General features: G+C 63.2%; 28 protein-coding genes. 19 read left to right on the forward strand and 9 right to left on the reverse strand.

Going from position 1 to position 23,183, the window contains the following annotated elements; all coding sequences use genetic code 11:
- The first annotated feature begins 112 nt into the window (after nucleotides 1-112).
- The gene (locus AC0L3C_RS22340; protein WP_063995428.1) at nucleotides 113-412 is read left to right on the forward strand and encodes a copper-binding protein; all 300 of its coding nucleotides are present in this window, start codon (nucleotides 113-115) and stop codon (nucleotides 410-412) included.
- A 180-nt stretch (nucleotides 413-592) separates the two neighbouring features.
- Here the strand turns inward: AC0L3C_RS22340 and AC0L3C_RS22345 are convergent, their stop codons facing one another.
- Nucleotides 593-1,150: a PQQ-dependent catabolism-associated CXXCW motif protein gene (locus AC0L3C_RS22345; protein WP_473264935.1), complete on the reverse strand. Its 558-nt coding sequence runs from the start codon at nucleotides 1,148-1,150 to the stop codon at nucleotides 593-595.
- A gap of 1 nt (nucleotide 1,151) precedes the next feature.
- Entirely contained in the window at nucleotides 1,152-2,033 is an 882-nt protein-coding gene (locus tag AC0L3C_RS22350; protein ID WP_473408994.1) for a substrate-binding domain-containing protein, read from the reverse strand.
- A gap of 130 nt (nucleotides 2,034-2,163) precedes the next feature.
- Here AC0L3C_RS22350 and AC0L3C_RS22355 point away from each other — a divergent pair, with 130 nt between their 5' ends.
- Together AC0L3C_RS22355 and AC0L3C_RS22360 are read left to right on the forward strand one after the other, a co-directional pair.
- A complete protein-coding gene (locus tag AC0L3C_RS22355; protein ID WP_473408995.1) occupies nucleotides 2,164-3,090 on the forward strand; it encodes a quinoprotein relay system zinc metallohydrolase 2 in 927 nt (308 codons plus the stop codon).
- 50 nt (nucleotides 3,091-3,140) lie between these two features.
- Nucleotides 3,141-3,959, forward strand: a complete 819-nt coding sequence (locus AC0L3C_RS22360; protein ID WP_473408996.1) for a quinoprotein dehydrogenase-associated SoxYZ-like carrier — start codon at nucleotides 3,141-3,143, stop codon at nucleotides 3,957-3,959.
- Between the two features lie 19 nt (nucleotides 3,960-3,978).
- Here AC0L3C_RS22360 and AC0L3C_RS22365 read toward each other — a convergent pair whose 3' ends face one another.
- Together AC0L3C_RS22365 and AC0L3C_RS22370 are read right to left on the reverse strand one after the other, a co-directional pair.
- Nucleotides 3,979-4,986, reverse strand: a complete 1,008-nt coding sequence (locus tag AC0L3C_RS22365) for a transporter (RefSeq protein ID WP_473408997.1) — start codon at nucleotides 4,984-4,986, stop codon at nucleotides 3,979-3,981.
- Between the two features lie 90 nt (nucleotides 4,987-5,076).
- Complete coding sequence (locus AC0L3C_RS22370; RefSeq protein ID WP_007601391.1) at nucleotides 5,077-5,436, reverse strand: hypothetical protein; 360 nt, start codon at nucleotides 5,434-5,436, stop codon at nucleotides 5,077-5,079.
- Between the two features lie 87 nt (nucleotides 5,437-5,523).
- On the opposite strand from AC0L3C_RS22370, the gene AC0L3C_RS22375 reads away from it, so the two are divergent.
- From AC0L3C_RS22375 to AC0L3C_RS22390, 4 genes are read left to right on the forward strand one after another with little or no spacing between them, the layout of a single operon-like run.
- Nucleotides 5,524-6,504 carry an ABC transporter substrate-binding protein gene (locus tag AC0L3C_RS22375; RefSeq protein ID WP_473408998.1) on the forward strand — a complete coding sequence of 327 codons (981 nt, stop codon included), beginning with the start codon at nucleotides 5,524-5,526 and terminating at the stop codon, nucleotides 6,502-6,504.
- Between the two features lies 1 nt (nucleotide 6,505).
- A complete protein-coding gene (locus AC0L3C_RS22380) occupies nucleotides 6,506-7,243 on the forward strand; it encodes an ABC transporter permease (RefSeq protein WP_473281868.1) in 738 nt (245 codons plus the stop codon).
- Entirely contained in the window at nucleotides 7,233-7,943 is a 711-nt protein-coding gene (locus tag AC0L3C_RS22385) for an ABC transporter ATP-binding protein (RefSeq protein ID WP_473281870.1), read from the forward strand. Before AC0L3C_RS22380 ends, AC0L3C_RS22385 begins: the two co-directional genes overlap by 11 nt.
- 47 nt (nucleotides 7,944-7,990) lie before the next feature.
- A complete protein-coding gene (locus AC0L3C_RS22390; protein ID WP_085350566.1) occupies nucleotides 7,991-8,344 on the forward strand; it encodes a hypothetical protein in 354 nt (117 codons plus the stop codon).
- Between the two features lie 11 nt (nucleotides 8,345-8,355).
- Here the strand turns inward: AC0L3C_RS22390 and AC0L3C_RS22395 are convergent, their stop codons facing one another.
- The 4 genes from AC0L3C_RS22395 to AC0L3C_RS22410 all read right to left on the reverse strand — a co-directional run bounded on the left by AC0L3C_RS22395 (nucleotide 8,356) and on the right by AC0L3C_RS22410 (nucleotide 10,283).
- Nucleotides 8,356-8,565, reverse strand: coding sequence for a hypothetical protein (locus AC0L3C_RS22395; RefSeq protein WP_027566545.1), 210 nt, complete (start codon nucleotides 8,563-8,565; stop codon nucleotides 8,356-8,358).
- 131 nt (nucleotides 8,566-8,696) lie between these two features.
- Nucleotides 8,697-9,602 (reverse strand): hypothetical protein, encoded by a 906-nt coding sequence (locus AC0L3C_RS22400; RefSeq protein ID WP_473409000.1) that lies wholly within the window; start codon nucleotides 9,600-9,602, stop codon nucleotides 8,697-8,699.
- Between the two features lie 36 nt (nucleotides 9,603-9,638).
- Entirely contained in the window at nucleotides 9,639-9,719 is an 81-nt protein-coding gene (gene pqqA / locus AC0L3C_RS22405; protein ID WP_018460299.1) for a pyrroloquinoline quinone precursor peptide PqqA, read from the reverse strand.
- A gap of 171 nt (nucleotides 9,720-9,890) precedes the next feature.
- Complete coding sequence (locus tag AC0L3C_RS22410) at nucleotides 9,891-10,283, reverse strand: EF-hand domain-containing protein (RefSeq protein WP_473281872.1); 393 nt, start codon at nucleotides 10,281-10,283, stop codon at nucleotides 9,891-9,893.
- Nucleotides 10,284-10,624: 341 nt separating this feature from the next.
- Between AC0L3C_RS22410 and AC0L3C_RS22415 the strand changes: the two genes are divergently transcribed.
- From AC0L3C_RS22415 to AC0L3C_RS22440, 6 genes are all read left to right on the forward strand, one after another.
- Nucleotides 10,625-12,289, forward strand: coding sequence for a methanol/ethanol family PQQ-dependent dehydrogenase (locus tag AC0L3C_RS22415; RefSeq protein WP_473264944.1), 1,665 nt, complete (start codon nucleotides 10,625-10,627; stop codon nucleotides 12,287-12,289).
- A 10-nt stretch (nucleotides 12,290-12,299) separates the two neighbouring features.
- Nucleotides 12,300-12,656, forward strand: a complete 357-nt coding sequence (locus AC0L3C_RS22420; protein WP_473264945.1) for a c-type cytochrome — start codon at nucleotides 12,300-12,302, stop codon at nucleotides 12,654-12,656.
- Nucleotides 12,653-13,582, forward strand: coding sequence for a substrate-binding periplasmic protein (locus AC0L3C_RS22425; protein WP_473409001.1), 930 nt, complete (start codon nucleotides 12,653-12,655; stop codon nucleotides 13,580-13,582). Before AC0L3C_RS22420 ends, AC0L3C_RS22425 begins: the two co-directional genes overlap by 4 nt.
- Nucleotides 13,583-13,709: 127 nt before the next feature.
- Entirely contained in the window at nucleotides 13,710-14,720 is a 1,011-nt protein-coding gene (locus tag AC0L3C_RS22430; RefSeq protein WP_473409002.1) for an FUSC family protein, read from the forward strand.
- Nucleotides 14,721-14,829: 109 nt separating this feature from the next.
- The gene (locus tag AC0L3C_RS22435; protein WP_473409003.1) at nucleotides 14,830-15,819 is read left to right on the forward strand and encodes a Bug family tripartite tricarboxylate transporter substrate binding protein; all 990 of its coding nucleotides are present in this window, start codon (nucleotides 14,830-14,832) and stop codon (nucleotides 15,817-15,819) included.
- Nucleotides 15,820-15,949: 130 nt separating this feature from the next.
- A complete protein-coding gene (locus AC0L3C_RS22440) occupies nucleotides 15,950-16,375 on the forward strand; it encodes a hypothetical protein (protein WP_473409004.1) in 426 nt (141 codons plus the stop codon).
- Nucleotides 16,376-16,434: 59 nt separating this feature from the next.
- Here the strand turns inward: AC0L3C_RS22440 and AC0L3C_RS22445 are convergent, their stop codons facing one another.
- On the reverse strand, nucleotides 16,435-17,403 hold the full coding sequence (locus tag AC0L3C_RS22445) for a helix-turn-helix domain-containing protein (protein ID WP_007601369.1): 969 nt from the start codon (nucleotides 17,401-17,403) through the stop codon (nucleotides 16,435-16,437).
- 512 nt (nucleotides 17,404-17,915) lie between these two features.
- Between AC0L3C_RS22445 and xoxF5 the strand changes: the two genes are divergently transcribed.
- The 6 genes from xoxF5 (at nucleotide 17,916) to AC0L3C_RS22475 (ending at nucleotide 23,183) form a co-directional block, all read left to right on the forward strand.
- The gene (gene xoxF5 / locus AC0L3C_RS22450) at nucleotides 17,916-19,721 is read left to right on the forward strand and encodes a lanthanide-dependent methanol dehydrogenase XoxF5 (protein WP_473264951.1); all 1,806 of its coding nucleotides are present in this window, start codon (nucleotides 17,916-17,918) and stop codon (nucleotides 19,719-19,721) included.
- Between the two features lie 109 nt (nucleotides 19,722-19,830).
- A complete protein-coding gene (locus AC0L3C_RS22455) occupies nucleotides 19,831-20,319 on the forward strand; it encodes a c-type cytochrome, methanol metabolism-related (protein WP_473264977.1) in 489 nt (162 codons plus the stop codon).
- Between the two features lie 61 nt (nucleotides 20,320-20,380).
- Nucleotides 20,381-21,490, forward strand: coding sequence for an S-(hydroxymethyl)glutathione dehydrogenase/class III alcohol dehydrogenase (locus AC0L3C_RS22460; protein WP_027566533.1), 1,110 nt, complete (start codon nucleotides 20,381-20,383; stop codon nucleotides 21,488-21,490).
- Nucleotides 21,491-21,523: 33 nt separating this feature from the next.
- Entirely contained in the window at nucleotides 21,524-22,087 is a 564-nt protein-coding gene (gene gfa, locus AC0L3C_RS22465; RefSeq protein ID WP_473281880.1) for an S-(hydroxymethyl)glutathione synthase, read from the forward strand.
- 439 nt (nucleotides 22,088-22,526) lie between these two features.
- Nucleotides 22,527-22,697 (forward strand): hypothetical protein, encoded by a 171-nt coding sequence (locus AC0L3C_RS22470; RefSeq protein WP_473264953.1) that lies wholly within the window; start codon nucleotides 22,527-22,529, stop codon nucleotides 22,695-22,697.
- Nucleotides 22,698-22,730: 33 nt separating this feature from the next.
- On the forward strand, nucleotides 22,731-23,183 hold the full coding sequence (locus AC0L3C_RS22475) for a (2Fe-2S)-binding protein (protein WP_473281884.1): 453 nt from the start codon (nucleotides 22,731-22,733) through the stop codon (nucleotides 23,181-23,183).

A 23,183-nucleotide genomic window follows, 5' to 3' on the forward strand; every position in this document is an offset into this window, starting at 1 on the left:
CAGGTTCCCGCGCCTCCATTGCGGTTGTTAACCCGCCGCCGCGCTATATGCCGGAACCAAATCGGTCTAGGATGTCTTGTCGATGGGTAATCCAAGGCATCGGGAGGCCTCGATGGGAACCACGAAATTCATCCTCGCAGGCGCTGCGGCCATCAGCATGCTCGCAAGCAGCGCATTCGCTGACGATCTGACCGGAATGGTCACCCGGATCGATCGGCTCAACAGTACGATCTCGATCCAGCAGACGCAGAAGGGCACAGTCGGTGGCAGCGCAGGCGGCGCCGGCGCGCTCCAGCAGTACAAGGCCAAGGATGCCGCGATGCTCGACGCCGTCCACGCTGGCGACCGGGTGAGCTACTCTGCGACCGACAATAACGGCACGGGCACGCTGACGAAGTTGCAGAAGCAGTAGTGTTGCCTTCACCTCTCCCCGCTTGCGGGGAGAGGTCGGAATCGCGCGCAGCGCGGATTCCGGGTGAGGGGGTACAGGTCCCTCGATGAATTCAATCTGAGGAGAAAGGGCCCTCACCCCAACCCTCTCCCCGTAAGAACGGGGCGAGGGAGCGCACCTGCGCTAGGTGATGCAGCTTGCCTACTGCTCCGGCCGCGGCTCGGGCTGCGCCTCCTCAGTGGGTAGCTTTGCACGCTCCCAGCCGTCGGTGCCATCGGGATACCAGGCGACGTTGGAGTAGCCGTACCCGAGCGCGCGCTTGGCGGCGTTCCAGGACATCCAGCAATCGGCCAGGCAATAAATCACGAGCAGCGCGGTCTTGTCGCCGTGTGATGCACGCGCGAGGCCGCGCTGAAAGTAGTCGTCCATGGCGGGCGGCAGCATGCCGTAGCCGGTATCCGGCAGCCAGATGCTTCCCGGAACATTTTTGCGCGGCGCCTCGCGCCAGACGGTACCGGCTGGAAGATTCTTCGGCTTCGGCGCGCGCGGCAGCACGTCGACGAAGGCGCCGCTCTTCGCGTGCCAGATCGCCTCGGCTTCTGACGTCGACAGTACGCGCGCGCCGCCGAGCGTCGCCGGCACAGGCGCGCGGTAATTATCGGTGCGATAGCCCTCGGGCTCGAACGGCTCCTGCTGCTGCGCGACGACCGGCGCCACCAGCATGGCGGCGACCAGCGCAGCGACAACGCGCCGCCTCATGTCATGGTGCCTTCTTGGCCGTCTCCGCGCCGAGCGGCCGATCGTTCTCGTCCAGCAGCGGCACGCCGAAGTCGAGCAGGATCTTGTTGATCTCGCCCTGGTTCTCCTGGATCAGCTTGTTCAGCTGTCGCTTCCAGTTCTGATCGGCGCCACGTACGCCCATGCCGATGCGATAGACCAGTTTTGGCCCGGTGGTTTCCTTGACCAGCGGCGTGACATGAAGCGAGCCCGCCTTCTTCGCGTAGAACCCCGCCATCGGTCCCCACAGCACGCCGGCATCGATCTTGCCGGCCGTAAGGTCATCGATCATGGCCTGCGCCGAATTGTCGTAGCGCGTGTCGATCATCAGCGGATAGGGCTTTGCATCACCCATCAATCCCGCGATGGCCATGTTGGTCGCAGGCGGCGTGCCGGCGACGATGCCGACATGCTTGCCCTTCAATCTGGTATCCTCGAGCGTGTCGACCTCCTCCAGCCCGCTGCCTGCTTTCGCGACGAGGGCATAGCTCGTGCGGTAATAGGGATTGGTGCCTTGCACGAGGTCGTCGCCTTGGGGGAAGCCCATGATGACGTCGCAGCGATGCGAGCCGAGCGTCATGCGCACGAAGCCGGTGGCTTGCGGAAAAAAGACATAGTCGAGCTTCTTCTGGAGCTTGTCCGCAAACAGCTCGGCAAGCTTGTTCTCGAATCCCTCGCCCTTCTCGTTCGAGAACGGCAGATTGCGCGGGTCGGAACAGACGCGCAGCACCTTGGGATCGACCAGCTCGAACGAGAGGTCACCCGTCTCGTTGGTCTGCGCGATGGCGACGTCGCCGAACGCGCAAGACGCAACCAGGATACTCAGTGAAAACAACCAGCGACGATGTCGTCCGGCCTCCGTCATCGCGCTTCCTCCTAGGCTTGTTTGAATGCTAGCCATGCAACGCATGACGCGCCATGTTTTGCCAGACTGTGTGCTGGCTTTTCTTTGTTGCAGTGCAATGCGCGCAAACCCTTTGAACTGAGGCGGAAAAGTGTCTCGCATCGCTCTCGTGATCGCAGCCTTGTCCCTGCTGGTGAAAGCGACGCTAGCATGCGCCGCAGCGGCCGAATTGCCTGTGAGCGAAGTCGCGCCGGGAATCTTCGTACACTCCGGGACCATCGCCCTGATGACCCGCGAGAACGAGGGCGACATCGCCAATGTTGGCTTCATCGTGGGCGAGGATGCGGTGGCCGTGATTGATACCGGCGGTAGCGTTCGCGAGGGCGAGGCGCTGCTGGCGGCGGTGCGGGCCCGCACCAGCAAGCCGATCCGCTACGTCATCAATACCCACGGCCATCCCGACCATGTTTTCGGCAATGCGGCCTTCGCCCTCGGGGACACCATTTTCGTCGGTCACAGCAGGCTGCCGCGGGCGCTCGCTGCGCGCGGGCCGTATTATCTCGACAATTTCAGACGGATCATGGGCGACGAATTGATATCCCCCGTGAAGATCGTGCCGCCCACAATGCTTGTCACGGACACAATGACGCTCGATCTTGGCGGGCGCCGCCTGAGCTTGCGGGCTTGGCCGGCCGGGCACAGCGACAATGATTTGACCGTGTTCGATGAGATGACGAAGACGCTGTTCACTGGCGACCTCGTCTTCCTCCGCCATATTCCCGTGATGGACGGCAGCATTCGCGGCTGGCTCGGCACCCTCGCGGAACTCGAGAGCATTCCGGCGCTGCGCGTCGTTCCCGGTCACGGGCCCGTGAGCAAATGGCCTGCGGCGCTGGCCGATGAACGGCGCTATCTGACGGCACTGCTGGCGGACGTTCGGGCATCGAACAAGAAGGGCGAACCGATCCGAACCGCCGCAGACAAGGCCGCCGCCTCGGAACGGCCGCACTGGGAGCTGTTCGAAGACTACAACGCCCGCAACGCAACCGCAGCATTTTCGGAAATTGAATGGGAGTAGCGGACGCGCTACGATGCGCGAAACGTTGCTTCGTCCGCAGGACCATGACCATGACGGGATGCACGCGCCGGCTGCCTCTGATCGCCCTGCTCCTCGGCATTGCATTCGCCGTGCCGGTGCAGGCTGAAGAAGCTTACGATCCCTGGCCGGGACTGGTGCAGGACATCTTCAGCAATCGTCCGATGAATGACGGCGGCAATGTCATTGGCATCGAGATGCCCTATCGCGCCGAGGACGCGGCCATCGTGCCTGTGACCCTGCGCAGCAAGCTCTCGCCCGGCGATGCCCGCCGCATCCGTTCGATCACGTTGGTGATCGATCGTAACCCGGCACCGATGGCGGCGAAGTTCGAGCTCGGACCGGATGCCAACGTCACTGAAATCTCGACGCGCGTGCGCGTCAACAACTACACCGACGTCCATGCGGTGGCCGAGCTCAGCGACGGACAGCTCTACGTCTCGAAAGTCTATGTGAAAGCCTCCGGCGGCTGCTCGGCACCAGCTGGCAAGAATGCCGAGGAAGCCCAGAACCGGCTCGGGCAGATGCGCTACCGGCAATTCGCGCGCGAGGAGGCCCCGGCGAGCCGCATGCGGGAGGCGCAGATCATGATCGGCCACCCCAACAATTCCGGCCTGCAGATGGACCAGGTCACGCAGCTCTACATTCCCGCCTTTTTCATCAATCAGCTCAAGCTGACCCAGGACGACAGCCCCGTGCTCTCGATGGAAGGCGGCATCTCGATCTCGGAAGATCCCAATCTGCGCTTCACCTATGTTTCCAACGGCGCCAGGCGTTTTCGCGCAGAAGCCAAGGATACGGACGGACACGTGTTCCGCAACGAGTGGGATGTGGAGAAGCCGGGGACGTGAGGGCATCCATCATCGTCCCTCAATATCCCTCGCCCCAACGATACTGCCATGCGATACCGACAGCTGTCAGTTCGCTTCCCGTGCGGCTGGTGATGCCGGTGCTGGCAGAGAGCTTGACTGAGTTTTGTCGATCGATCGGAAACGCAACCGTCACGCCCGCGCGCGAGATGGCCTGCTCGTTGTCGTTTTTGATGCCGTTGAGGGTCGTGCTGCCGCCGGCGAAATACAGTCCGTCCAGCGCCATCCATATGCCGGACTGGAACGTGTAGATGACATGTCCCTGCACCGCATAGATCGGAGCCTGCGAGAACGTCTTGCCGCCGAAGAAGTCGGTGTTGTCGCTGAAGAAGGTCACGCTGGGGGCGAGTTCGACCGTCCATGGTCCCCATGCCTTTGAAATTCCGAGCTCGGGCCGGAAGGACCAACGGTTGCCGCCGAGGTTGAGCAGCTTGGTGCTGTCATATTGCCCGAGGGGCGCGGAGACCTGAAGGCTTACGCCCACGATCAGATCCTGGTGGTAGCTGGCGAAGTCCTTCGCCGAGAGCGCGGGAGCCCCAAACAGGTTGACCGAGACACGAAATCGCGGATCGCCCAGACCGGACATCTCCCGTTCGCGCGGCTCGCCGTTGACGAGCCCATGCGCGGCAAACGACGATGCCGGCACGATCGCATCGAACTTGGCCGACTGGCCAGCGACGTCGAAGGACCGAACATAGGCCACTACGCCGGTATCGGAGCGGAATGTGGCATCGGCGATCGCGGTGCTGGGATCGAACGCGAGCTTGCCTTGGGCGTAAACGTAGCCCGAGATCAGGAAATTCAATCCGACAGGCGTATTCGAATACGATCGCGGCTCTGCCTCCTGCGCGCTCGCATTCGAGACCGCCGACAATGCGGCGATTATTCCCAATGCCGGGCCAAGCGGGAACCGTCTTGCGCGACGCGCTTGAGGCGCATCGGCGTTTGCATCATCGATGATGGGCGCATCACCAACCGCCCGGTGCACTCCAACGCCGCGCCGGTCCATCGAGATATCCTACCAAGCAAGCCCGTCGGATCATACCATCGAAGCTACGCCGGCGACCTTGACGAGGGAAGCGAAGCAGCGCGGCAGCGGTCAAAAACACCTCACCTCGGCTTCCGCCTGCGCGCGCCTGAGGTCATTCACCGCGGAATTCGCCTGCTCTGACGTGCGGAACTGGACGCCGAGATTACCGCGGACCTGGGACATGCTGAGCGCCGTCTCCGCGGTGACGTAGCGCTCATAGGGCACGATCGAGGCCACCACGTCGATCGAGCAGGAACATTGCTCGATCGCCTGCCGGCTCTCGCCATTGGCCTTCATGCAGCCATAGACATACTCGGCACGCGCCGACGTCGGATAATCATTGGCCTCTTCAGCCTGCGCAGCGAGCGCGGTCGCAGCCCACACCGCCAATGCGGCGACAATCGGTCGTAGCTGTCCGGCCAGATTCATGAGCGTCCTCCCGCTGGTTGCGACGGAAGCTATGCTATGCGTATTGTCCTGAAAAGCACCCTATCAGAGGAAACGGCTCACAAGGTGATGAGAGTATTTGGTCGATCATTGGCGCTCGCGGTGACGCTGGCGCTGACACTAGCCGGGCCCGGCCGCGCCGCGGATACGATCCGCCTTGCGGTGCAGAAGACCGGAACATTTTCCTGGGAGCTGGCCGCGATCCGCGCCGGCGGCCTCGACAAGGAGGCCGACCTGTCGCTCGACGTCACCGAGCTTGCGAGCCCCGAGGCCGGCAAGATCGCCCTGCGCGCCGGCAATGCCGACATCATCCTGTCCGATTGGCTGTGGGTGTCGCGCGAGCGCACGCTCGGCGCCAAGCTCACTTTCTATCCCTATTCCAGCGCGCTGGGCGCGGTGATGGTGCCGGCCTCCTCGCCGATCAAGTCGCTCGCCGATTTGAAGGGCCGCAAGCTCGCCGTCGGCGGTGGTCCCATCGACAAGAGCTGGCTGCTGCTCCAGGCGCGCATGAAGCAGGACGGCATCGACCTGAAGTCCGAGGCGACGATCGTCTATGGTGCTCCGCCTCTGATCGCCGCCAAGGCGCTGGACGGCGAGATGGATGCGAGCCTCAATTTCTGGAATTTCTGCGCACAGCTGGAGGCCAAGGGTTTCCGCCGCCTTGCCGGCATCGAGGACATATTGCCGAAACTCGGCGCCAAGGGCGCGGTCTCTGCAGTCGGCTATGTCTTCGACGAAAGCTGGGCAGCAAATCATCGCGAGGCGGTGGCGCGCTTCATCGCGATGACCCGCAAGGCCAAGCAGCTGCTGGTGACCTCGGATGCCGCCTGGGACAAGATCGCGCCGCTCACCGGCACGAGCGATGCCACCATGCTGAAGACCTATCGCGAGCGCTATCGCGACGGCATTCCGCGCCGGAGCATCGACGACGAAGAAAAGGACGCGCGCGTGCTCTACCGCGTACTGGCCGAGACCGGCGGACGCGACCTCGTGGGCCCGGCCGCCGAGCTCGATCCCGGCACGTTCTATCACGCAGTTGCCGGAGACTGAGGTGCTGCGTCTTCTGTCGTTTGCCCTGTTGCTTGCGATCTGGTGGATTGCCGCCCTGTTCGTCGGCGCCGCAAAGCTGCCCTCTCCGCCCGCCGTGCTCGACGTCGTCATCGCGGAAGCATCGAGCGGCGCGCTGTTCCTGCATCTCGGCGCCACGCTCGCCCGCGTAAGCCTCGCCTTCGTGCTGGCGATGTCACTCGGGAGCGCCATCGGCTATCTGATGGGACGGGTGAAGCTCGCCGACCGCCTCGGCGATCCCTGGCTGATCCTGCTCTTGAACCTGCCCGCGCTGGTCGTGATCGTGCTGGCCTATATCTGGGCCGGGCTCACCGAGGCCGCAGCGATCGCGGCGATCGCCATCAACAAGCTGCCGACCGCCATCGTCACCCTGCGCGAGGGCGCGCGCGCGCTCGACCGCTCGCTGGACGACATGGCGAGCGTGTTCGCGATGCCGCCCTGGCGCACCTTCCGCCACGTCGTGCTGCCGCAACTGGCGCCCTATATCGCGGCCTCAGCCCGCTCCGGATTGTCGCTGGTGTGGAAGATCGTGCTGGTCGCCGAACTCCTGGGGCGACCCAACGGCGTCGGCTTCGAGATCGGCGTCGCCTTCCAGCTGTTCGATACGCCACGGCTGCTCGCCTATTCCCTGACATTCGCCGCCGTTGTGCTCGTGATCGAAACCGCGCTGGTGCAACCGTTCGAAGCCCGCGCAACACGGTGGCGACCCCGTGCGGCTTGAGGTCGATATCACAGGCAAGAGCTTCAGGAGTGCCGCGGGCGGAACGCAGGAGGTGCTCGCGCCGATCAGCTTCGCGCTTCAATCCGGCGAGGTCGGCGTGCTGATCGGTCCCTCCGGCTGCGGCAAGAGCACGATGCTGCGCATCATCCTCGGGCTCGACTGCGATTTCGAGGGGCGCGTCTCGCGCCCACCGGAAGCGCGGATCGGCATGGTTTTCCAGGAGCCGAGACTGCTGCCATGGCGCTCGGTCGAGCAGAATGTGCGGCTTGCGGCACCCGATGTCACCGACGCCAAGCTCGCCGAGCTGTTCAGGATCCTGGAGCTGGATGCGCATCGCAGCCATTTTCCGGGCGAATTGTCACTGGGCCTCGCCCGGCGCGTCGCGCTCGCCCGCGCCTTTGCCGTCGAGCCTGACCTGCTCGTGCTCGATGAGCCCCTCGCCTCGCTCGACGATGCTCTCGCCGGCCGTTTGCGCGACGAGATCGCGACGCTGGTGGCGCGCCGTCCGGTGATGACGTTGCTTGTCACCCACAGCCTAGACGACGCGATCCGGCTCGGCGACCGCCTGTTCTTGCTGTCGCCGCGACCGGCGCGCATCGTGCGGGAGGTGCCGATTGCCATCCCGCGCGCGGAGCGCAGCGAGGCCGAACTCGGCAAGATCAGGGCCGAGCTCGCCGCGTTGCAGCTTGAATCGAAATGAGAACTCATGGTCAATTGGACCAACGACATCTTCGCGGGAGGATCACCATGCGGCGTACGCTGATTGCGATCGGCATCCTGTTGGTTGCGATGCCGGGCGCGGCGCTCGCGCAGGCCAAAGGCAAGGGTATCCGGCTCTGGAATCTGACGACGGAGACGATCTCCGGCTTCCAGCTCTCGCCGGCCGGGAAGACCGAGTGGGGGCCGAACCAGTGCTTGAACGACAAGGACAAGGAGGTCGATCACGACGAGCGGCTGCGCATCACCGGCGTCGAGCCCGGCCGCTACGACGCCAGGGTCAGCTATCCCAATGCACGGCAGTGCATCGTGCGCGACATCGAGATCAAGGCGGATGCGGTGTTCTCGATCGCCGACAAGGATCTGAAGGACTGCACTAAGTAACGCCGGCGGCTTCACGCCTTGTCGTTCGGGTGCGGATATTCGCAGCGCCATCGCACCGCCTGCCACTTCGGATGGTCGCCGACCCATTGCGCGATATAGGGCGGCGCGGCCATCGCGCATTGCGTCGGCGACCCCGCATAGTTGAACACCAGATGCTGCTCCTCGCACGTCGCGGGCGAGAGCACCGCACACACAGTCACCACCAGGTCGATCGGGTTCATGCCGGGATCCTCGCAGAGGCGATGAAGAATAGCACAAAAGATTACGTTCCGAGGAGCGGGAAGTTTCAATCCGGTCGCGTGAAATAAGCGGGAATTGCCGGTCAACTCTCTCCGCAACCGAGGCGCGAGCGCTAGAAATTAATTCCAAAGACCAGCCTCGCCTGGTGGCGCTCGAAATTGACGAGGTCGAGATTGCCGCCCGATCCGGCCGGACGGCCCCAGGCCTGCATGCTCCAGCTCATGGTCAGGCGCGAGCGCTCGGAAAGCTGGAAATAAGCGGTCGGACCGACGAAGAGTGCCTGGCCCGCGAACTCGCCCAGGCCGATGCCCTCGTATTGCCGGAAGTAGCGGACCTCGCCGCCGAGCAGCACGTCGGGCCGCACGCGCACCAGGCCGGCGAAGGCCGCGCCAATGGTCGAACTCTTTTCGGACAGTCCCGCCATCTCGAAACGCGCCCATTCGGGTTGATAGATCAGGTTGAGCGCCCCGATGGCGAAGTTCGGGATCAGCTCGCGATCGAAGGCGAGCGTGAAATCGGTACCGTACATCCGGCCTTTTGCGCCAGAAGTCTCGTCGATGCGGTCGCCATGGAGTTCGGCGGCGACAGTCAATCCGAATGGCGCGCGCTCGCGATCGAGCAGGCGATAACGCAGGTCGAGCGAAGCGCCCTGAAAATTGAACTGGCGGCGGTCGCCGATATCGGGGACGCCGGTGATGTCGTGCAGCGTGGCCGTGCCGCCGACCTCGATGCGGAAGTTCGGCAGCGGCACGATCTCGATCTCGACCTCCTGCGACAGCGCGCGATAGGTCCCGCCACCTTTGCCGAATCGTCCTGTCGTCTGAGTCTGGAATTCGCGCTCGCCGGGATTGCCGACATCGGTGCCGATCATGAAGCCGAAGATGTGCTCGGTATCAAAGCCCTCTTCGGCGCTGACGCATGCCGGCGCGAGCGCGACAGTGCAGGCGGCTATGGTCCAGAATGTAAGGGCTCTCGCGCGCATCCCCGACACTACCACGGCTTCGACGGTGGTTGCCATCGAAGCCGCGGCAGATCGTCAGTCTTACTTGCAGTCTTATTTGCGCAAAGCGCAGGCGTACATGTTGATTTCCATGCCGACCGGCACTTCCACGATCTTCGGAGCTTTCCAGGCCATTCGGGGACTCCCAAGGGATTGAGCGCGACATCGCGCCGGCCAAAACCTAGGGCTGCGTCAGACACAGCGCAAGTCTGGAATCGCGCCGTTGACACAGCGAACTGTCGCATCGCGCTTGCAAATTTCTCTCTGGGGCAACTCGCCTTCGCTCCCAGTCAAGCGGCCCGGTTCTCACCGCAACAAGCGCAGCAGCGCGCGGCCGGCGCGCGAGTTCAGCTCCTTCGCATCCAGCGTTCCATCCTTGTCGGGATTCGCCGCGTTGAAGCGCTGCTCCACCACCGAGAGATATTCGTCCAGCGTGAGAGTCCCGTCGCGATCGGGATCGGCGGCGGCGAGTTCTTTCGCCGTTAACCGTCCGCGCAATTCGCGGGCGTCGAGCGTGCCGTCGTGATCGGGATCGAGCTTGGCGAACAACGCAGCCGCCGCCTTCTTCACCTCGGCAAGATCAAGCGTGCCGTCATTATCGGTATCGAACGTCTTGACTGCGTTGCCGGAGGCCGAACATGCCGGACCGGACATCAGCGCAATCGTGAGCGCAAGTGCAGCAGAGCGACGCGATATCATGAAAACCTCCTTGACCAAGGGCTCCGATTCGAGCCGGATCGAAACGACATAAGTCCACAAGCGAGCCTCCGTTCAAGCCCCGAATTGCAGCCTGCGCACCGCACAACTTGCGGAACCCGTCGCCCCGACCGCTGCCGTCGCGCACGCGCCCTGCTCCATGCCGCGGAATTTCTTCAGCGCCTGCGCACAAGTGAGCGTGGCTTGCCAGGTCACCGTCAGATGACGGCATCCGGCGCCCACTATATCGGCGTCGCAATTACGACTTTCGTATTGACGCGTTTTGCATTCGGGCGGAGTGTTGCTGTCGCAGCGTCAATAGGCGCGCATACTGGGAGGAACGGATGAAACGCTTTGCGATGGCCGCGAGCCTCGTCATGCTTACGTCGACTTGTGCAAGTGCACAAACCAGCGAGCAGCTGGTCAAGGGTGCGACCGATACATCGAACGTTCTCAACTACGGGATGGGCTACAATCTTCAGCGTTTCTCGACGCTGAACCAGATCAACAAGGACAGCGTCAAGAACCTTGTCCCGGTCTGGAACTACTCTTTCAACGACGATCGCAGCGAGGAATCCCAACCGCTGGTCTACCAGGGCGTGATCTACGTGACGTCGCACAACGCGACCATGGCGGTCGACGCCAAGACCGGCAAGCAGATCTGGAAATCCAAGGTCGAATATCCCGCCGAAACGCCGCGCATCGTCTGCTGCGGCATCATCAATCGCGGCGCGGCGCTCTATGAGGGCAAGGTGTTCCGCACCACGCTCGACGCCAACGTGGTCGCGCTCGACGCCAAGGACGGCAAGGAGCTGTGGCGGCAGAAGGCAGCCGACATCAAGGAAGGCTATTCGATGACGGTGGCGCCGCTGGTCGCCGACGGCGTGGTGATCACCGGCATCTCCGGCGCCGAGTTCGGCACCCGCGGCTTCATCGACGGCTGGGACCCCGCGACGGGCAAGCACCTGTGGCGCACCCATTCGATCCCCTCCCCCGATGAGCCCGGCGGCGACACTTGGAAGGGCGACACCTGGAAGCTCGGCGGTGGCTCGACCTGGATTACGGGCTCCTACGATCCCGAGCTGAACACGGTCTATTGGGGTATCGGCAATCCCGGACCGTTCAACTCGGCGGTGCGCCCGGGCGACAACCTCTACACCTGCTCCGTGCTGGCGATGGATCCCAAGACCGGCAAGATCAAGTGGCACTACCAGTTCTCGCCGAACAATCCGTTCGACTATGACAGCGTGGCCGAGATGGTCCTCGCCGACATGAACGTCGAGGGCAAGCCGACCAAGGTGTTGATGGACGCCAACCGCAACGGCTTTTTCTACGTGCTCGACCGCACCAACGGAAAGCTGCTCGCGGCCAATCCCTACGTGAAGGTCAACTGGGCGACCGGAATCGACATGAAGACCGGACGGCCCATCGAGACCGACGTCTCGAAGGACGCCCGTGAGGGCAAGAAGGTGACAGTCTATCCGTCGATCCTCGGCGGCAAGAACTGGGAGCCGATGTCGTTCAATCCGCAGACCGGCCTCGCCTACGCCAACACGCTCGCCTTCGGCGGCAGGTACAAGACTGAACCCGCCACCTTCAAGCAGGGTGAATGGTATCTCGGCATGGACCTCACCGATCTCTGGGAATGGGGCGACGGCCCGCGCGGTCATCTGAAGGCGATCGATCCCATGACCGGCAAGGCGAAGTGGGAAGCACCAAGCGACATCCCGCGCTTCTCCGGCGTGCTGTCGACCGCGGGCGGCGTCGTGTTCTCGGGGGCGCTGACCGGCGAGTTCGAGGCCTTCGATGCCGACACCGGCAAGAAGCTCTGGCAATTCCAGACCGGCTCGGGCATCGAGGGACAACCGGTGACCTGGCAGCAGGACGGCGTGCAGTATGTCGCGGTGACGAGCGGCTATGGCGGCGTCTACTCGCTGTTCTCCGGCGACGAACGGCTGGCCAAAGTCCCGCCCGGCGGCTCGCTTTGGGTTTTTGCGGTCAAGCAATAACCACGGCACGATGCTGAGAAAGCTATCTCACAAGACGGTGGCGATCCTCGCCACCGTCGCGGTGCTGACGGTCGCGCTTGCGGCGACCGTTCGTGCCGCCGATGATTCAACCGGCAATCCCGTGCAGGCGCAGATCGACCACGGCAAGTCGACCTATGCGGAGAAATGCTCGCACTGCCACGGCCCCAACATGATGAACCCCGGCACCATCACGCCGGACCTGCGCGCCTTCCCCGACGACAAGACGCGCTTCGTCACCACCGTGAAGAACGGCAAGAACAACAGGATGCCGCCCTGGGCCGACATTCTCAGCGACGAGGAGATCGGGAATCTCTGGGCCTTCATCTCGAGCCGGAGAAAACCATGAGGCGCTGGCTGGCCGTGTGGGGCATTGCCGCGATCCTCGCGGCGGCGACTACGACCGCGCGCGCGACTGACGACCCGCTGAAGATTTGTCTCGACGAGGACCGGCCACCGCTGTCGGTGCACCACAAGGGCAAGCCGGACTCGGGTTTCGACGTGCTGCTGGCGCAGGCGATCGCCGATCGGCTCGGACGGCCGCTGACGATCCAGTGGTTCGAGAGCAAGCTGGACGAGGATTCGAGCCCGCAGCTCGAGGCCAATGCGCTGCTGTCCGACGGGCGCTGCTCGCTCGTCGGCGGCTACGCACTGACGACGGACTCCCTCGTCAAGCCCGGCATGAAAACGGCGCGCCTGCCGGATTTTGCCGGCGCCACGCGCGACGACAGGCGCCGCCGCGTCGCGCTCGGCGTGCTCGCGCCAAGCCAGCCCTATGTCTACTCGCCGATGACGGTCGTGCTCGGACCGAAGGCGCGGGGTCGCAAGATCGACGACATTGGCGACCTCGCCGGCCTGCGCCTCGTGATCGAGAGCGGCTCGCTCGGCGATGCGATCCTCATGACCTTCGACAAGGGGCGCCTGATCGACGACATCACGCATCTCGTCCCCGGCCGCGATGATCTCCTCGGTGCACTTGCCCGCGGCGACTATGACGCGGCGCTGATCGACCTCGGCCGCCTCGACGCCCATCGCGCTACGCACCCCGATACGGCGATCACCGCGTCTGGCTACTACTATCCGATCGGGGCCAATCGCGGCTATGTCGGGCTGGTCAGCGATCCCGCGCTGATCGACGCCGTCAACAAGGCGCTGAGCGGGCTTACCGCCGAGGGCAAGATCGCCGAATTCGGCAGGCAGGCGGGGCTGACCTATCTGCCGCCGCGTGAGCCTGCGATCCTCGGCGACGTCTGGATGAAGATCATTCAGCGGTGACCGGAGCGTCCGGCTCCCGGAATGACGGATAAAGTGGTCGGCGATGGGCCCGCTACAACCATGGCTGGCTCGGCGACATTCTGCACCCTATGATGCCGCCGTTTTCATACGGTCCTTTGGTGGCATCGTGAATCCTTCCGCCGCAAGCCTGCGCGACCTCCTCGCCCGGGAAATCAAGACCGGCGAGCTGGTGCGGGCGCTGATCGTCGTCGGCCCGATGGTCGCCGCCTATTTCATCGCGCGCGAGACGGCGCTGCTGAATGTCGGATTGATCGCGGTCTCGTTGCTCATTCCCGCACTCAGGCTGCACCTGCCGCCGAAAGTCGTCGCGTGGCATTATCTCGCCATCCTCCTCACCTTTGCCGCGCTGTTCCTCGCGAGCCCGATCAAGCCGCTATTCGCAGTGCTGACGGCGCTTGCCGGATTCCTTGCGGTCGCGGTAACGCGCTATGGCGAACATTTCCGCACGCTCGGGAATTGGGTGTTCATCCCCGCCGTGTATCTTGCCTGCGAGGTGCGGGAGGGCGTGAGCGCCTCGGAAGCCCTGCGCCATGCCGGCATGATCATCGTGTCCTCTCCGATCGCGCTGGCTCTGGTCTGCGCCATCCGGATTTACGACCGGCGACGGTGCGGCGATGCCGCGAGTTCGTTCGGACCACCCGCGGCCGAGTGGTTTGCGCCCGCGGGGGCAACCGCCCTTGCGGTGTTCACTGCGGCGGCGCTGGTCGAGATCTTCGATCTCGCGCAGGGCCAATGGGTGATGTGGTCGGCCGCAAGCGTCGTGGTCGGCGATCTCGCCGCTTCGACCGGCAAGCTGAAGCAGCGGGCGATCGGCGCCGTCGCCGGCGTGCCGCTCGGTTTCCTTGCCGGCATGGTGCTGCCGCAAAGCCGGGTCGGCTATGCCCTCGCGGTTCTCGCGGCCACCCTCACGTTGATCTCGTTCTCCCGCTACATCATCGGCTTCGGCCTGCGCTGCTTCTTCATCGCGCTGGCCGCCTCTTTCGCCGGCAGCGCCAGCGGCATCGCGGAGGAACGCATCCTCAACGTGCTGATCGGCGGCACCTTCGGCTTGCTTGCGGTAGCGCTGACCGAAATCGTCTGGCTACGTGTCATGCGAAAAGTGCGATTGTCCGGATGACGCCCGAATAGGCACAGCGCGGGCTTCGAATGCGCCAATCTGTCTCGCCTGCTACCCATGGCAGAGGCGACCCGATGCAGTACCGTCGGCGACAACCCGGGAGAGAATCATGTCCCCAAAACTCGATCGCCGCCACTTCATTGCCGCCGGCACCGCCACACTCGCGACGCCTTTCGTCTCGCGCGGCGCCTCGGCGCAGGCTGCGTGGCCATCGCGGCAGATCCGCATGATTTGCAGCTATCCCGCCGGCGGACAGACCGATCTGCTCGCGCGCGCCTATGGTGAATTCATTGCCAAGCAGGTCAGAAAGACCGTCGTCGTCGAGAACAAGCCCGGCGCCGCGGGCGCGATCGGGACGGCGGAAGTCGCCCGCGCGGAGCCCGACGGCCACACCATCCTGTGCTCGATCTCGACCACCTACATCATGAACCGGGTGGTGATGAAGACTCCCGGCTACGACATGGACAAGGATTTGACGCTCGTCAGCGTCATTCCGGGCGCCGGCCTGTTGCTGGTGGCGAACCCGAAAACCGGCGTCAAGACGCTGGAGGATTTCGTCGCCTTCGCGCGCCAGAGCGGCAAGGTCAACTTCGGCACCTATAGCGCGGGCTCGGCCCCGCATATGACGGTCCACGAGCTCAACAAGCAGTATGGTCTTGCCATCGAGCCGATCCACTATCGCGGCGAAGCCCCGATGTGGACGGGCATGCTGGAAGGTACGCTCGATGTGGCCATGGGCAGCTACACGGCAGCGCAATCGGTTTTGCAGAGCGACCGTGGCACCGTGTTCGCGGTGCATTCGAAGAAGGTCGACGCGATCCCTGATATCAAGACCCTCCCCGAGCAGGGCGCGACGTCGAAATTCTTCACCGTCAGCGGCTTCTCCGGTTGGGCCGTGCCGAAAGCGACACCGCAGCCGGTTGTCGACCGCCTGGCAGAGCTTTGCGTGGCTGCCAACGGCGATCCGAAGGTGAAGGAGGTGCTCAACACGTTCGTGCTCGAACCCGCGATCGGCTTCAACGAAACCAACGCGCTGTATCGGCGCGAGCTGCCGATCTGGATCGAGAGCGCGCGGTCGCTCGGCCTTGAACCCGCCTGAACCGCGAGGCAAGACGCCCTTCGCGGCGCGGCATCCGATCAAAGCCTAGTGCCGGAAACGTATTTTCCCGCTATGATTGTGCGACGCTGGCGGGAAGGTCTCGCCGGCGCGGACGAGAAAGGCCGATCCCATGACACCGGATGGCGTCGCCGTAGCCGTCATGATCATCCTGCTCTTTCCGATGGGCTATTTCACGCTGGCGTCTCCGGCCTTCCTGCTGGTGAGGCTAGATATCCAGCCCGTCGCCCAGCTTTTGCGCGGAATGTTCAATGCCCATTTTCTGGTGATGCGCGTTGCCGGAATCATCGGAGCGGTCGCTTTCCTGCTCGACGGTCGTCTGGTCGCCGCAATGGGCGTCGGCCTCCTTGCAGCCTTGGCGATCTACGGACGCCGCAGGTTCATGCAACGGATGGACGAACAGCTCAGCGCCAGGGACGCCGGCGATGCCGAGGCCCCGCGCCGGCTGCGCCGGCTCCATTGGAGCGGAATGCTGGGCAATGCGGTGCTGCTCGCCGCTCTCCTGACAAGCATTCCCTACATCGCCATATCGGCGTGAGAGACATCGCGGGCGCGTGAGGGTCAACCGTCGTCGTCGACGCCGAACCTGGCGTTTGCCTAGTGCTCGTCCGCCGCAACCGCGCCCTGTTGCGCCTTGTGGATCGAGGACGGCACCACGCCGAAATATTTCCGGAACACCCGGCTGAAATGCGATGAGCTGGAGAAGCCCCAGGAGAACGCGACGTCGGTTATGGTCTTGCCGGCGTGGGCCTCGAGCTCCTGGCGGCAATTCTGAAGACGCGCCTGCCAGATGTAGTCGCTCACCGTGGTGCCGCGCTCCGAAAACAGCATGTGCAGATAGCGCTTGGAGCAGCCGAGCTCGCCGGAAATCTGGTCGATGCACAGATCCGGATCGCGCAAATGCTCGCGGATGAAGAACTGCGCGCGCACATAGGTCGCTTCGGGCCCAACGCGATCGAGCATCGTGTCGGCCTCACGCAGCGGCAGCAGCAAGAGGTCGATCAGCGAATCGGCCACGCCGACCGCACTGTTCGCCGACAGCTTGGCCGCCTCGTCGAAGGTCGCATGCACGAAATCATGGGCGATGCGCCCCGTCCCCGTGCGTGAGGTCAATTTGCAGGCGGGCATTCGCTGCGACGGGAATCCGCGGTCGCGCAGCAGCGCCTTCGGCACGATCACCACGTCGTGGCGCGTGAAAGCGGGGCTGATGATCGAATGTGGACAGGAGACGTCATAGGCAATGATGTCGCCCGGGTTCAGCTCGATGTGGCGGCCTTCCTGCTCGAAATAAGACACACCGTAAGTCTGGAAGTGGATCTTGATATAAGGGTGTTCATTGGCCTTGGCGCGCGCCAGCGTGTGCGCGATGCGATGCTGGCTGACCTCGATCTGGCAGAGCTTCAGGCGCGAGACGCTGGTGTAGTCGATGCGGCCCTCGAGCGAGGACGCTTCGAGCGGATCGACGTCGAAATGCCCACACAGGCTGGTCAGCCCGTCGATCCAGCTTTGGATCTGACGTTTCGGCGTCATTCCCGTCGTCGAGAGCGTGTGAATCGTGTCGGACATTAATCCAGCCACTGGTTTGATCCGGAGATTTGACGCGAATCGCGAGCCGCGCTGCCGGAGCCCTGAACCGTGATTGCGTGACGTTTACCTCGATTTTGAGCGATCTTCTAGAACGAGCGCCATCGTTCCATTGCCACCCTTGAAAGTTAATCCTCCGCCTTAGTTGCAGCGCCGTCAAGGGGAACCTGAGCGTTGAAGGCGCTCCCAAAGCGTTGAGGAAGCCGCTGAATTCGCTACTGCAAAATCAAAAACTTCCGACCCGTGCGCTGTCAAGCAAACCAGCTTCTCTCTTGGGCAAGTTTCCCGATAACGAAGTCGTTAGGGATTGTATCAGGAACAACAAGAACGGGCCGCTCCGCACGTGGACCCGTGGCTCTCATCAGGAGGAGGAAACACCACAGCATCGTTTCTGGTCCCAATCGTGACCGCCCTGCACGAGCAGACGCCGGACGAAAAGCCCGGCGATTAGCAATGCTTCGGAAAAAATAAACGAGACCAATGGAGGAATGACTATGCGCAAGGTACTACTCGCGGCCTATCTCGGCTCCGCGGCGGCTCTCGCCGTCGGCAGCGCGTCGGCCAACGACGAAGTGCTCAAGATGTCGCAGAACCCGAAAGACTGGGTGATGCCGACGGGCGACTATGCCAACACCCGCTATTCCAAGCTGAACCAGATCAACGCACAAAACGTAGGCAAGCTCCAGGTGGCCTGGACCTTCTCGACTGGCGTGCTGCGCGGCCACGAAGGCGGCCCGCTGATCATCGGCAACATGATGTACGTCCACACGCCGTTCCCGAACAAGGTCTATGCTATTGACCTTTCCAACGAGAACAAGATCGTCTGGAAGTACGAGCCGAAGCAGGATCCGAATGTCATCCCGGTGATGTGCTGCGATACGGTCAACCGCGGTTTGGCCTATGGCGACGGCAAGATCTTCCTGCATCAGGCCGACACCACGCTCGTCGCGCTCGATGCCAAGAGCGGTCAGGTGGCATGGACCGCGAAGAACGGCGACGCCAGCAAGGGCGAGACCGGCACTTCGGCTCCCATGGTCGTCAAGGACAAGGTGCTGATCGGTATCTCTGGCGGCGAGTTCGGTGTTCAGGCGCATATGACCGCCTACGACATCAAAACCGGCAAGCTGGCGTGGCGTGGCTACTCGGAAGGGCCGGATAACCAGATTCTGGTCGACGCCGAGAAGACCACCGCGCTCGGCAAGCCGGTCGGCAAGGACTCCAGTCTCAAGACCTGGCAAGGCGATCAGTGGAAGATCGGTGGCGGCGCCACCTGGGGCTGGATCTCCTACGATCCCGAGCTGAATCTCGTCTACTACGGATCGGGCAATCCCTCGACCTGGAACCCCAAACAGCGTCCCGGCGACAACAAATGGTCGATGACGATTTGGGCTCGCAACCCGGATACTGGCGTTGCCAAGTGGGTCTATCAGATGACGCCCCACGACGAGTGGGACTATGACGGCGTCAACGAGATGATCCTCTCGGACCAGGCCATCAACGGCCAGCCGCGCAAGCTGCTGACGCACTTCGATCGTAACGGCCTCGGCTACACGCTCGATCGCGTCACCGGCGAGCTCCTGGTCGCTGAAAAGTACGATCCGAAGGTGAACTGGACCTCCGGCGTCGACATGGACAAGAACTCGCCGACCTACGGCCGCCCGAAGGTGCTCGACGCAGCTTCGACCGACAAGGCGGGCGAGGACCACAACGTGAAGGGCATCTGCCCGGCCGCGCTCGGCACCAAGGACGAGCAGCCGGCAGCCTACTCGCCGGACACGCAGCTGTTCTACGTTCCGACCAACCACGTCTGCATGGACTACGAACCGTTCAAGGTGAGCTACACCGCAGGCCAGCCCTATGTGGGTGCGACGCTCTCGATGTATCCGCCGCAGGGTGAAACCCACATGGGCAATTTCATCGCTTGGGACGGCAAGACCGGCAAGATCGTCTGGTCGAACAAGGAGCAGTTCTCGGTCTGGTCGGGTGCGCTCGCAACCGCAGGCAACGTGGTGTTCTACGGAACGCTCGAAGGCTACCTGAAGGCAGTCGACGCCAAGACCGGCAAGGAGCTCTACAAGTTCAAGACTCCCTCCGGCATCATCGGCAACGTCACCACCTATGAGAACGGCGGCAAGCAGTATATCGCAGTGCTCTCCGGCGTGGGTGGCTGGGCCGGCATCGGTCTGGCCGCAGGCCTGACCGATCCGACCGCCGGTCTCGGCGCAGTCGGTGGCTACGCGGCGCTCAGCAACTACACGGCACTTGGCGGTACGCTGACCGTGTTCTCGCTGCCCAACTAGACCTCTCAGCATCGCTCCGGCGCGTGGATCAACTCCACGCGCCGGCTCGTCTCACCGAAGGCCTTCCGAGGAAAATCTCTTGCGTAAAATCTGCTCTGCCATTGCTGCGATGTTCTTGGTCGCGTCCGGGGAAATTGCCGTCGCGGACGGCTCAGGTGACCCGACCGCCGTCAAGCAGAACGAAACCGGCGAATGGTCCGACAAGGAAGGCAACCCGACCTACAAGATCACTGACGGATCCGTCGATTGGTACACCTATTCCGGATACCGCCGCTATCACTCGGACTGCCATGTGTGTCACGGCCCGGATGGCATGGGCTCGACCTACGCCCCGGCGCTCAAGGATTCGCTGAAGACGATGAGCTATGCCGACTTTCTCGGCGTCGTCGCCTCCGGCCGCAAGAACATCTCGACTGCTGCAGAGAACGTGATGCCGGCCTTCGGCGATAACCCGAACGTCGCCTGCTACATGGACGATCTCTACGTCTATCTGCGCGCCCGCTCCAACGAGGCCTGGGGCCGCACAAGACCCGGCAAGCACGAGGACAAGAACGACGCCTATACCAAGAACGAAGATTCGTGCATGGGCAAGAAGTGAACGTGCGGAGCCCGACCAGGACCTGATTCCTGGCGCCCTGCTGGAATTTGAGGAGTTTAAGATGAAGACACGTGCCGCCGTCGCTTTCGAAGCCAAGAAGCCGCTCGAGATCGTCGAAGTCGATCTGGAAGGACCAAAGGTCGGCGAAGTCCTGGTCGAGATCAAGGCGACGGGCATCTGCCATACCGACGCCTACACGCTCGATGGCTTCGACAGCGAGGGAATTTTCCCGTCGATCCTGGGGCATGAGGGCGCGGGCATCATCCGCGAGATCGGTCCTGGCGTGACCTCGGTGAAGCCGGGCGACCATGTCATCCCGCTCTACACGCCGGAATGCCGGCAATGCAAAAGCTGTCTTAGCCAGAAGACCAATCTCTGCACCGCGATCCGCGCGACGCAGGGCAAGGGCGTGATGCCCGACGGTACCAGCCGCTTCTCCTACAAGGGCAAGCCGATCTACCACTACATGGGCTGCTCGACCTTCTCGAACTTCACTGTGCTGCCGGAGATCGCGGTCGCCAAGATCCGCGAGGACGCGCCGTTCGACAAGAGCTGCTACATCGGCTGCGGCGTCACCACCGGCGTCGGTGCCGTCGTCAACACCGCCAAGGTCGAGCCGGGCTCCAACGTGGTCGTGTTCGGCCTCGGCGGCATCGGCCTGAACGTGATCCAGGGCGCCAAGATGGCTGGCGCGGACAAGATCATCGGCGTCGACATCAACGACTCCAAGGAGGAATGGGGACGCCGGTTCGGCATGACCGATTTCGTCAATCCCAAGAAGATCACCGGCGACATCGTCCCGCATCTCGTGACCCTGACCGACGGCGGCGCCGACTACACCTTCGACTGCACCGGCAACACCACAGTGATGCGCCAGGCGCTGGAAGCCTGCCATCGTGGCTGGGGCACCTCGATCATCATCGGCGTTGCCGAATCCGGCAAGGAGATCGCGACCCGCCCGTTCCAGCTCGTCACCGGACGAAACTGGCGCGGCACCGCCTTCGGCGGCGCGCGGGGCCGCACCGACGTGCCGAAGATCGTCGACTGGTACATGAACGGAAAGATCCAGATCGACCCGATGATTACCCACACGCTCAAGCTCGAAGACATCAACAAAGGCTTCGACTTGATGCATGAGGGTAAATCGATCCGTTCAGTCGTCGTGTTCTAGCTCGAAAAGCGTCACCCCAAGGAGGATCGACCCATGACTGTTGCACTCCATCCCTCGATCGATAACGGCATCAAACAGGGCAGCGGCAGCTTCGCCGGCGGCACACTCGCCTGCAAATGCAGCGACCATCAGGTCAAGGTCGCCGTCAAGGGCGACGTCGCGCATAACCATGCCTGTGGCTGCACCAAGTGCTGGAAACCGCAGGGCGCGAATTTCTCCGTCGTCGCCGTGGTACCCCGCCAGAACGTCACCGTGCTCGAGAACGGCGACAAGCTCCAGATCGTCGATCCGTCGGCGGTGATCCAGCGCTACGCCTGCAAGGCCTGCGGCACGCACATGTACGGCCGCATTGAGAACAAGGGTCACCCGTTCTACGGCCTCGACTTCATCCACCCTGAACTGTTCCAGGAACAGGGTTCGCAGGCGCCGCAATTCGCCGCCTTCGTCTCGTCGGTGATCGAATCGGGCGTGAAGCCGGAGCAGATGGGCGCAATACGGGCTCGGTTCAAAGAGCTCGGACTTGAGCCCTATGACTGCCTGTCGCCGGCGCTAATGGACGCGATCGCAACCCATGTAGCGAAGGCCAAGGCCGCCTGAGCAAAGGCCGCCTAGGCAAAAGGCCGCCTGACGTTTGCCGCGCCCCGCCCGCTCGCTGGTTCCACCACACCCAGCGAGCGGACGGAGCCGGCCCGGGACAATCGCGGCGATGCCGCCGCTTCTCGATTGCGCTTGTGTGGGGGCCGCGAGCTCCCTCAGTCCTGGTCTCTGAATGACTGCGCAGGGCTGCCGGCTTCCTGCTTGAAGTCCGCTGCGCCTGCGTTTCTCCCTCCCTCGACTGAGGCATCCTGCTTCGTCCGCACAGGTCTTCTGGCGGACGAAGCTTTTTTTGGTGGGCCCATCTCGATAGGCGCGCGGCGTGATGCGGCGCCCTGCTTTTGACAAACCTTCGTTGCAATCTTTTCCCATCGAGAACAGCTGACTAGAGAACACTTGGCTGTGAATGCTAGACCGAAGCGATCCTTGCTAAGATCGCGACGTGACGATGCCGCGCGAATTCAATAATCAAGAACAAGACGGGAGGTATCGAACACATCCGGACATGACATTGGCATTCCTGATTCCTGCCGGGATCTGCCCGCGCGGGATGACCGCTGGAATGCGACGCCGCGCAGCGGACATTGCACCGACCGGCATCTGGAAAATCTGAAATCAACAAGCTTATGAAGAGCGAGGGACGATCATGATCAAGGTGAAGATCAACGGCCAGGAACAGAGCTGGGACGGCGACCCGGATCTCCCGCTACTCTGGTTCCTGCGCGATGAGGCCGGGCTGACCGGCACCAAGTTCGGCTGTGGCCAGGCCCTGTGCGGCGCCTGCACCGTCATCGTCGACAAGGAAGCCGTGCGCGCTTGCATCACGTCGATCAACGACGTCGCCGGCCGCGAGGTCACGACGATCGAGGGACTGCATCCGAACGGCGATCACCCGGTGCAGAAGGCCTGGCGGCAGGTCAACGTTCCTCAATGCGGCTTCTGCCAGGCAGGCCAGATCATGCAGGCGGCTGCGCTGCTGATGGAGAACCCAAAGCCGTCGCACGACCAGATCCGCGAAGCGATGTCCGGCAACATCTGCCGGTGCGGCTGCTACCAGCGCATCGAGAATGCGGTCCATCTCGCATCGACGGGAGTGTGA

It is taken from the genome of Bradyrhizobium sp. WSM4872 (assembly GCF_055811715.1).

What these genes read in the sequence shown, in the direction of transcription:
- gfa (WP_473281880.1), top strand. Translation starts at nt 21,524, where the DNA reads ATGACTGTTGCACTCCATCCCTCGATCGATAACGGCATCAAACAGGGC.
- AC0L3C_RS22435 (WP_473409003.1), top strand. Translation starts at nt 14,830, where the DNA reads ATGTCCCCAAAACTCGATCGCCGCCACTTCATTGCCGCCGGCACCGCC.
- AC0L3C_RS22390 (WP_085350566.1), top strand. Translation starts at nt 7,991, where the DNA reads ATGCGGCGTACGCTGATTGCGATCGGCATCCTGTTGGTTGCGATGCCG.
- AC0L3C_RS22460 (WP_027566533.1), top strand. Translation starts at nt 20,381, where the DNA reads ATGAAGACACGTGCCGCCGTCGCTTTCGAAGCCAAGAAGCCGCTCGAG.
- xoxF5 (WP_473264951.1), top strand. Translation starts at nt 17,916, where the DNA reads ATGCGCAAGGTACTACTCGCGGCCTATCTCGGCTCCGCGGCGGCTCTC.
- AC0L3C_RS22410 (WP_473281872.1), bottom strand. Translation starts at nt 10,283, where the DNA reads ATGATATCGCGTCGCTCTGCTGCACTTGCGCTCACGATTGCGCTGATG.
- AC0L3C_RS22415 (WP_473264944.1), top strand. Translation starts at nt 10,625, where the DNA reads ATGAAACGCTTTGCGATGGCCGCGAGCCTCGTCATGCTTACGTCGACT.
- pqqA (WP_018460299.1), bottom strand. Translation starts at nt 9,719, where the DNA reads ATGGCCTGGAAAGCTCCGAAGATCGTGGAAGTGCCGGTCGGCATGGAA.
- AC0L3C_RS22340 (WP_063995428.1), top strand. Translation starts at nt 113, where the DNA reads ATGGGAACCACGAAATTCATCCTCGCAGGCGCTGCGGCCATCAGCATG.
- AC0L3C_RS22375 (WP_473408998.1), top strand. Translation starts at nt 5,524, where the DNA reads ATGAGAGTATTTGGTCGATCATTGGCGCTCGCGGTGACGCTGGCGCTG.
- AC0L3C_RS22395 (WP_027566545.1), bottom strand. Translation starts at nt 8,565, where the DNA reads ATGAACCCGATCGACCTGGTGGTGACTGTGTGTGCGGTGCTCTCGCCC.
- AC0L3C_RS22475 (WP_473281884.1), top strand. Translation starts at nt 22,731, where the DNA reads ATGATCAAGGTGAAGATCAACGGCCAGGAACAGAGCTGGGACGGCGAC.
- AC0L3C_RS22400 (WP_473409000.1), bottom strand. Translation starts at nt 9,602, where the DNA reads ATGGCAACCACCGTCGAAGCCGTGGTAGTGTCGGGGATGCGCGCGAGA.
- AC0L3C_RS22350 (WP_473408994.1), bottom strand. Translation starts at nt 2,033, where the DNA reads ATGACGGAGGCCGGACGACATCGTCGCTGGTTGTTTTCACTGAGTATC.
- AC0L3C_RS22445 (WP_007601369.1), bottom strand. Translation starts at nt 17,403, where the DNA reads ATGTCCGACACGATTCACACGCTCTCGACGACGGGAATGACGCCGAAA.
- AC0L3C_RS22365 (WP_473408997.1), bottom strand. Translation starts at nt 4,986, where the DNA reads ATGGACCGGCGCGGCGTTGGAGTGCACCGGGCGGTTGGTGATGCGCCC.
- AC0L3C_RS22440 (WP_473409004.1), top strand. Translation starts at nt 15,950, where the DNA reads ATGACACCGGATGGCGTCGCCGTAGCCGTCATGATCATCCTGCTCTTT.
- AC0L3C_RS22420 (WP_473264945.1), top strand. Translation starts at nt 12,300, where the DNA reads ATGCTGAGAAAGCTATCTCACAAGACGGTGGCGATCCTCGCCACCGTC.
- AC0L3C_RS22370 (WP_007601391.1), bottom strand. Translation starts at nt 5,436, where the DNA reads ATGAATCTGGCCGGACAGCTACGACCGATTGTCGCCGCATTGGCGGTG.
- AC0L3C_RS22425 (WP_473409001.1), top strand. Translation starts at nt 12,653, where the DNA reads ATGAGGCGCTGGCTGGCCGTGTGGGGCATTGCCGCGATCCTCGCGGCG.
- AC0L3C_RS22455 (WP_473264977.1), top strand. Translation starts at nt 19,831, where the DNA reads ATGTTCTTGGTCGCGTCCGGGGAAATTGCCGTCGCGGACGGCTCAGGT.
- AC0L3C_RS22345 (WP_473264935.1), bottom strand. Translation starts at nt 1,150, where the DNA reads ATGAGGCGGCGCGTTGTCGCTGCGCTGGTCGCCGCCATGCTGGTGGCG.
- AC0L3C_RS22360 (WP_473408996.1), top strand. Translation starts at nt 3,141, where the DNA reads ATGACGGGATGCACGCGCCGGCTGCCTCTGATCGCCCTGCTCCTCGGC.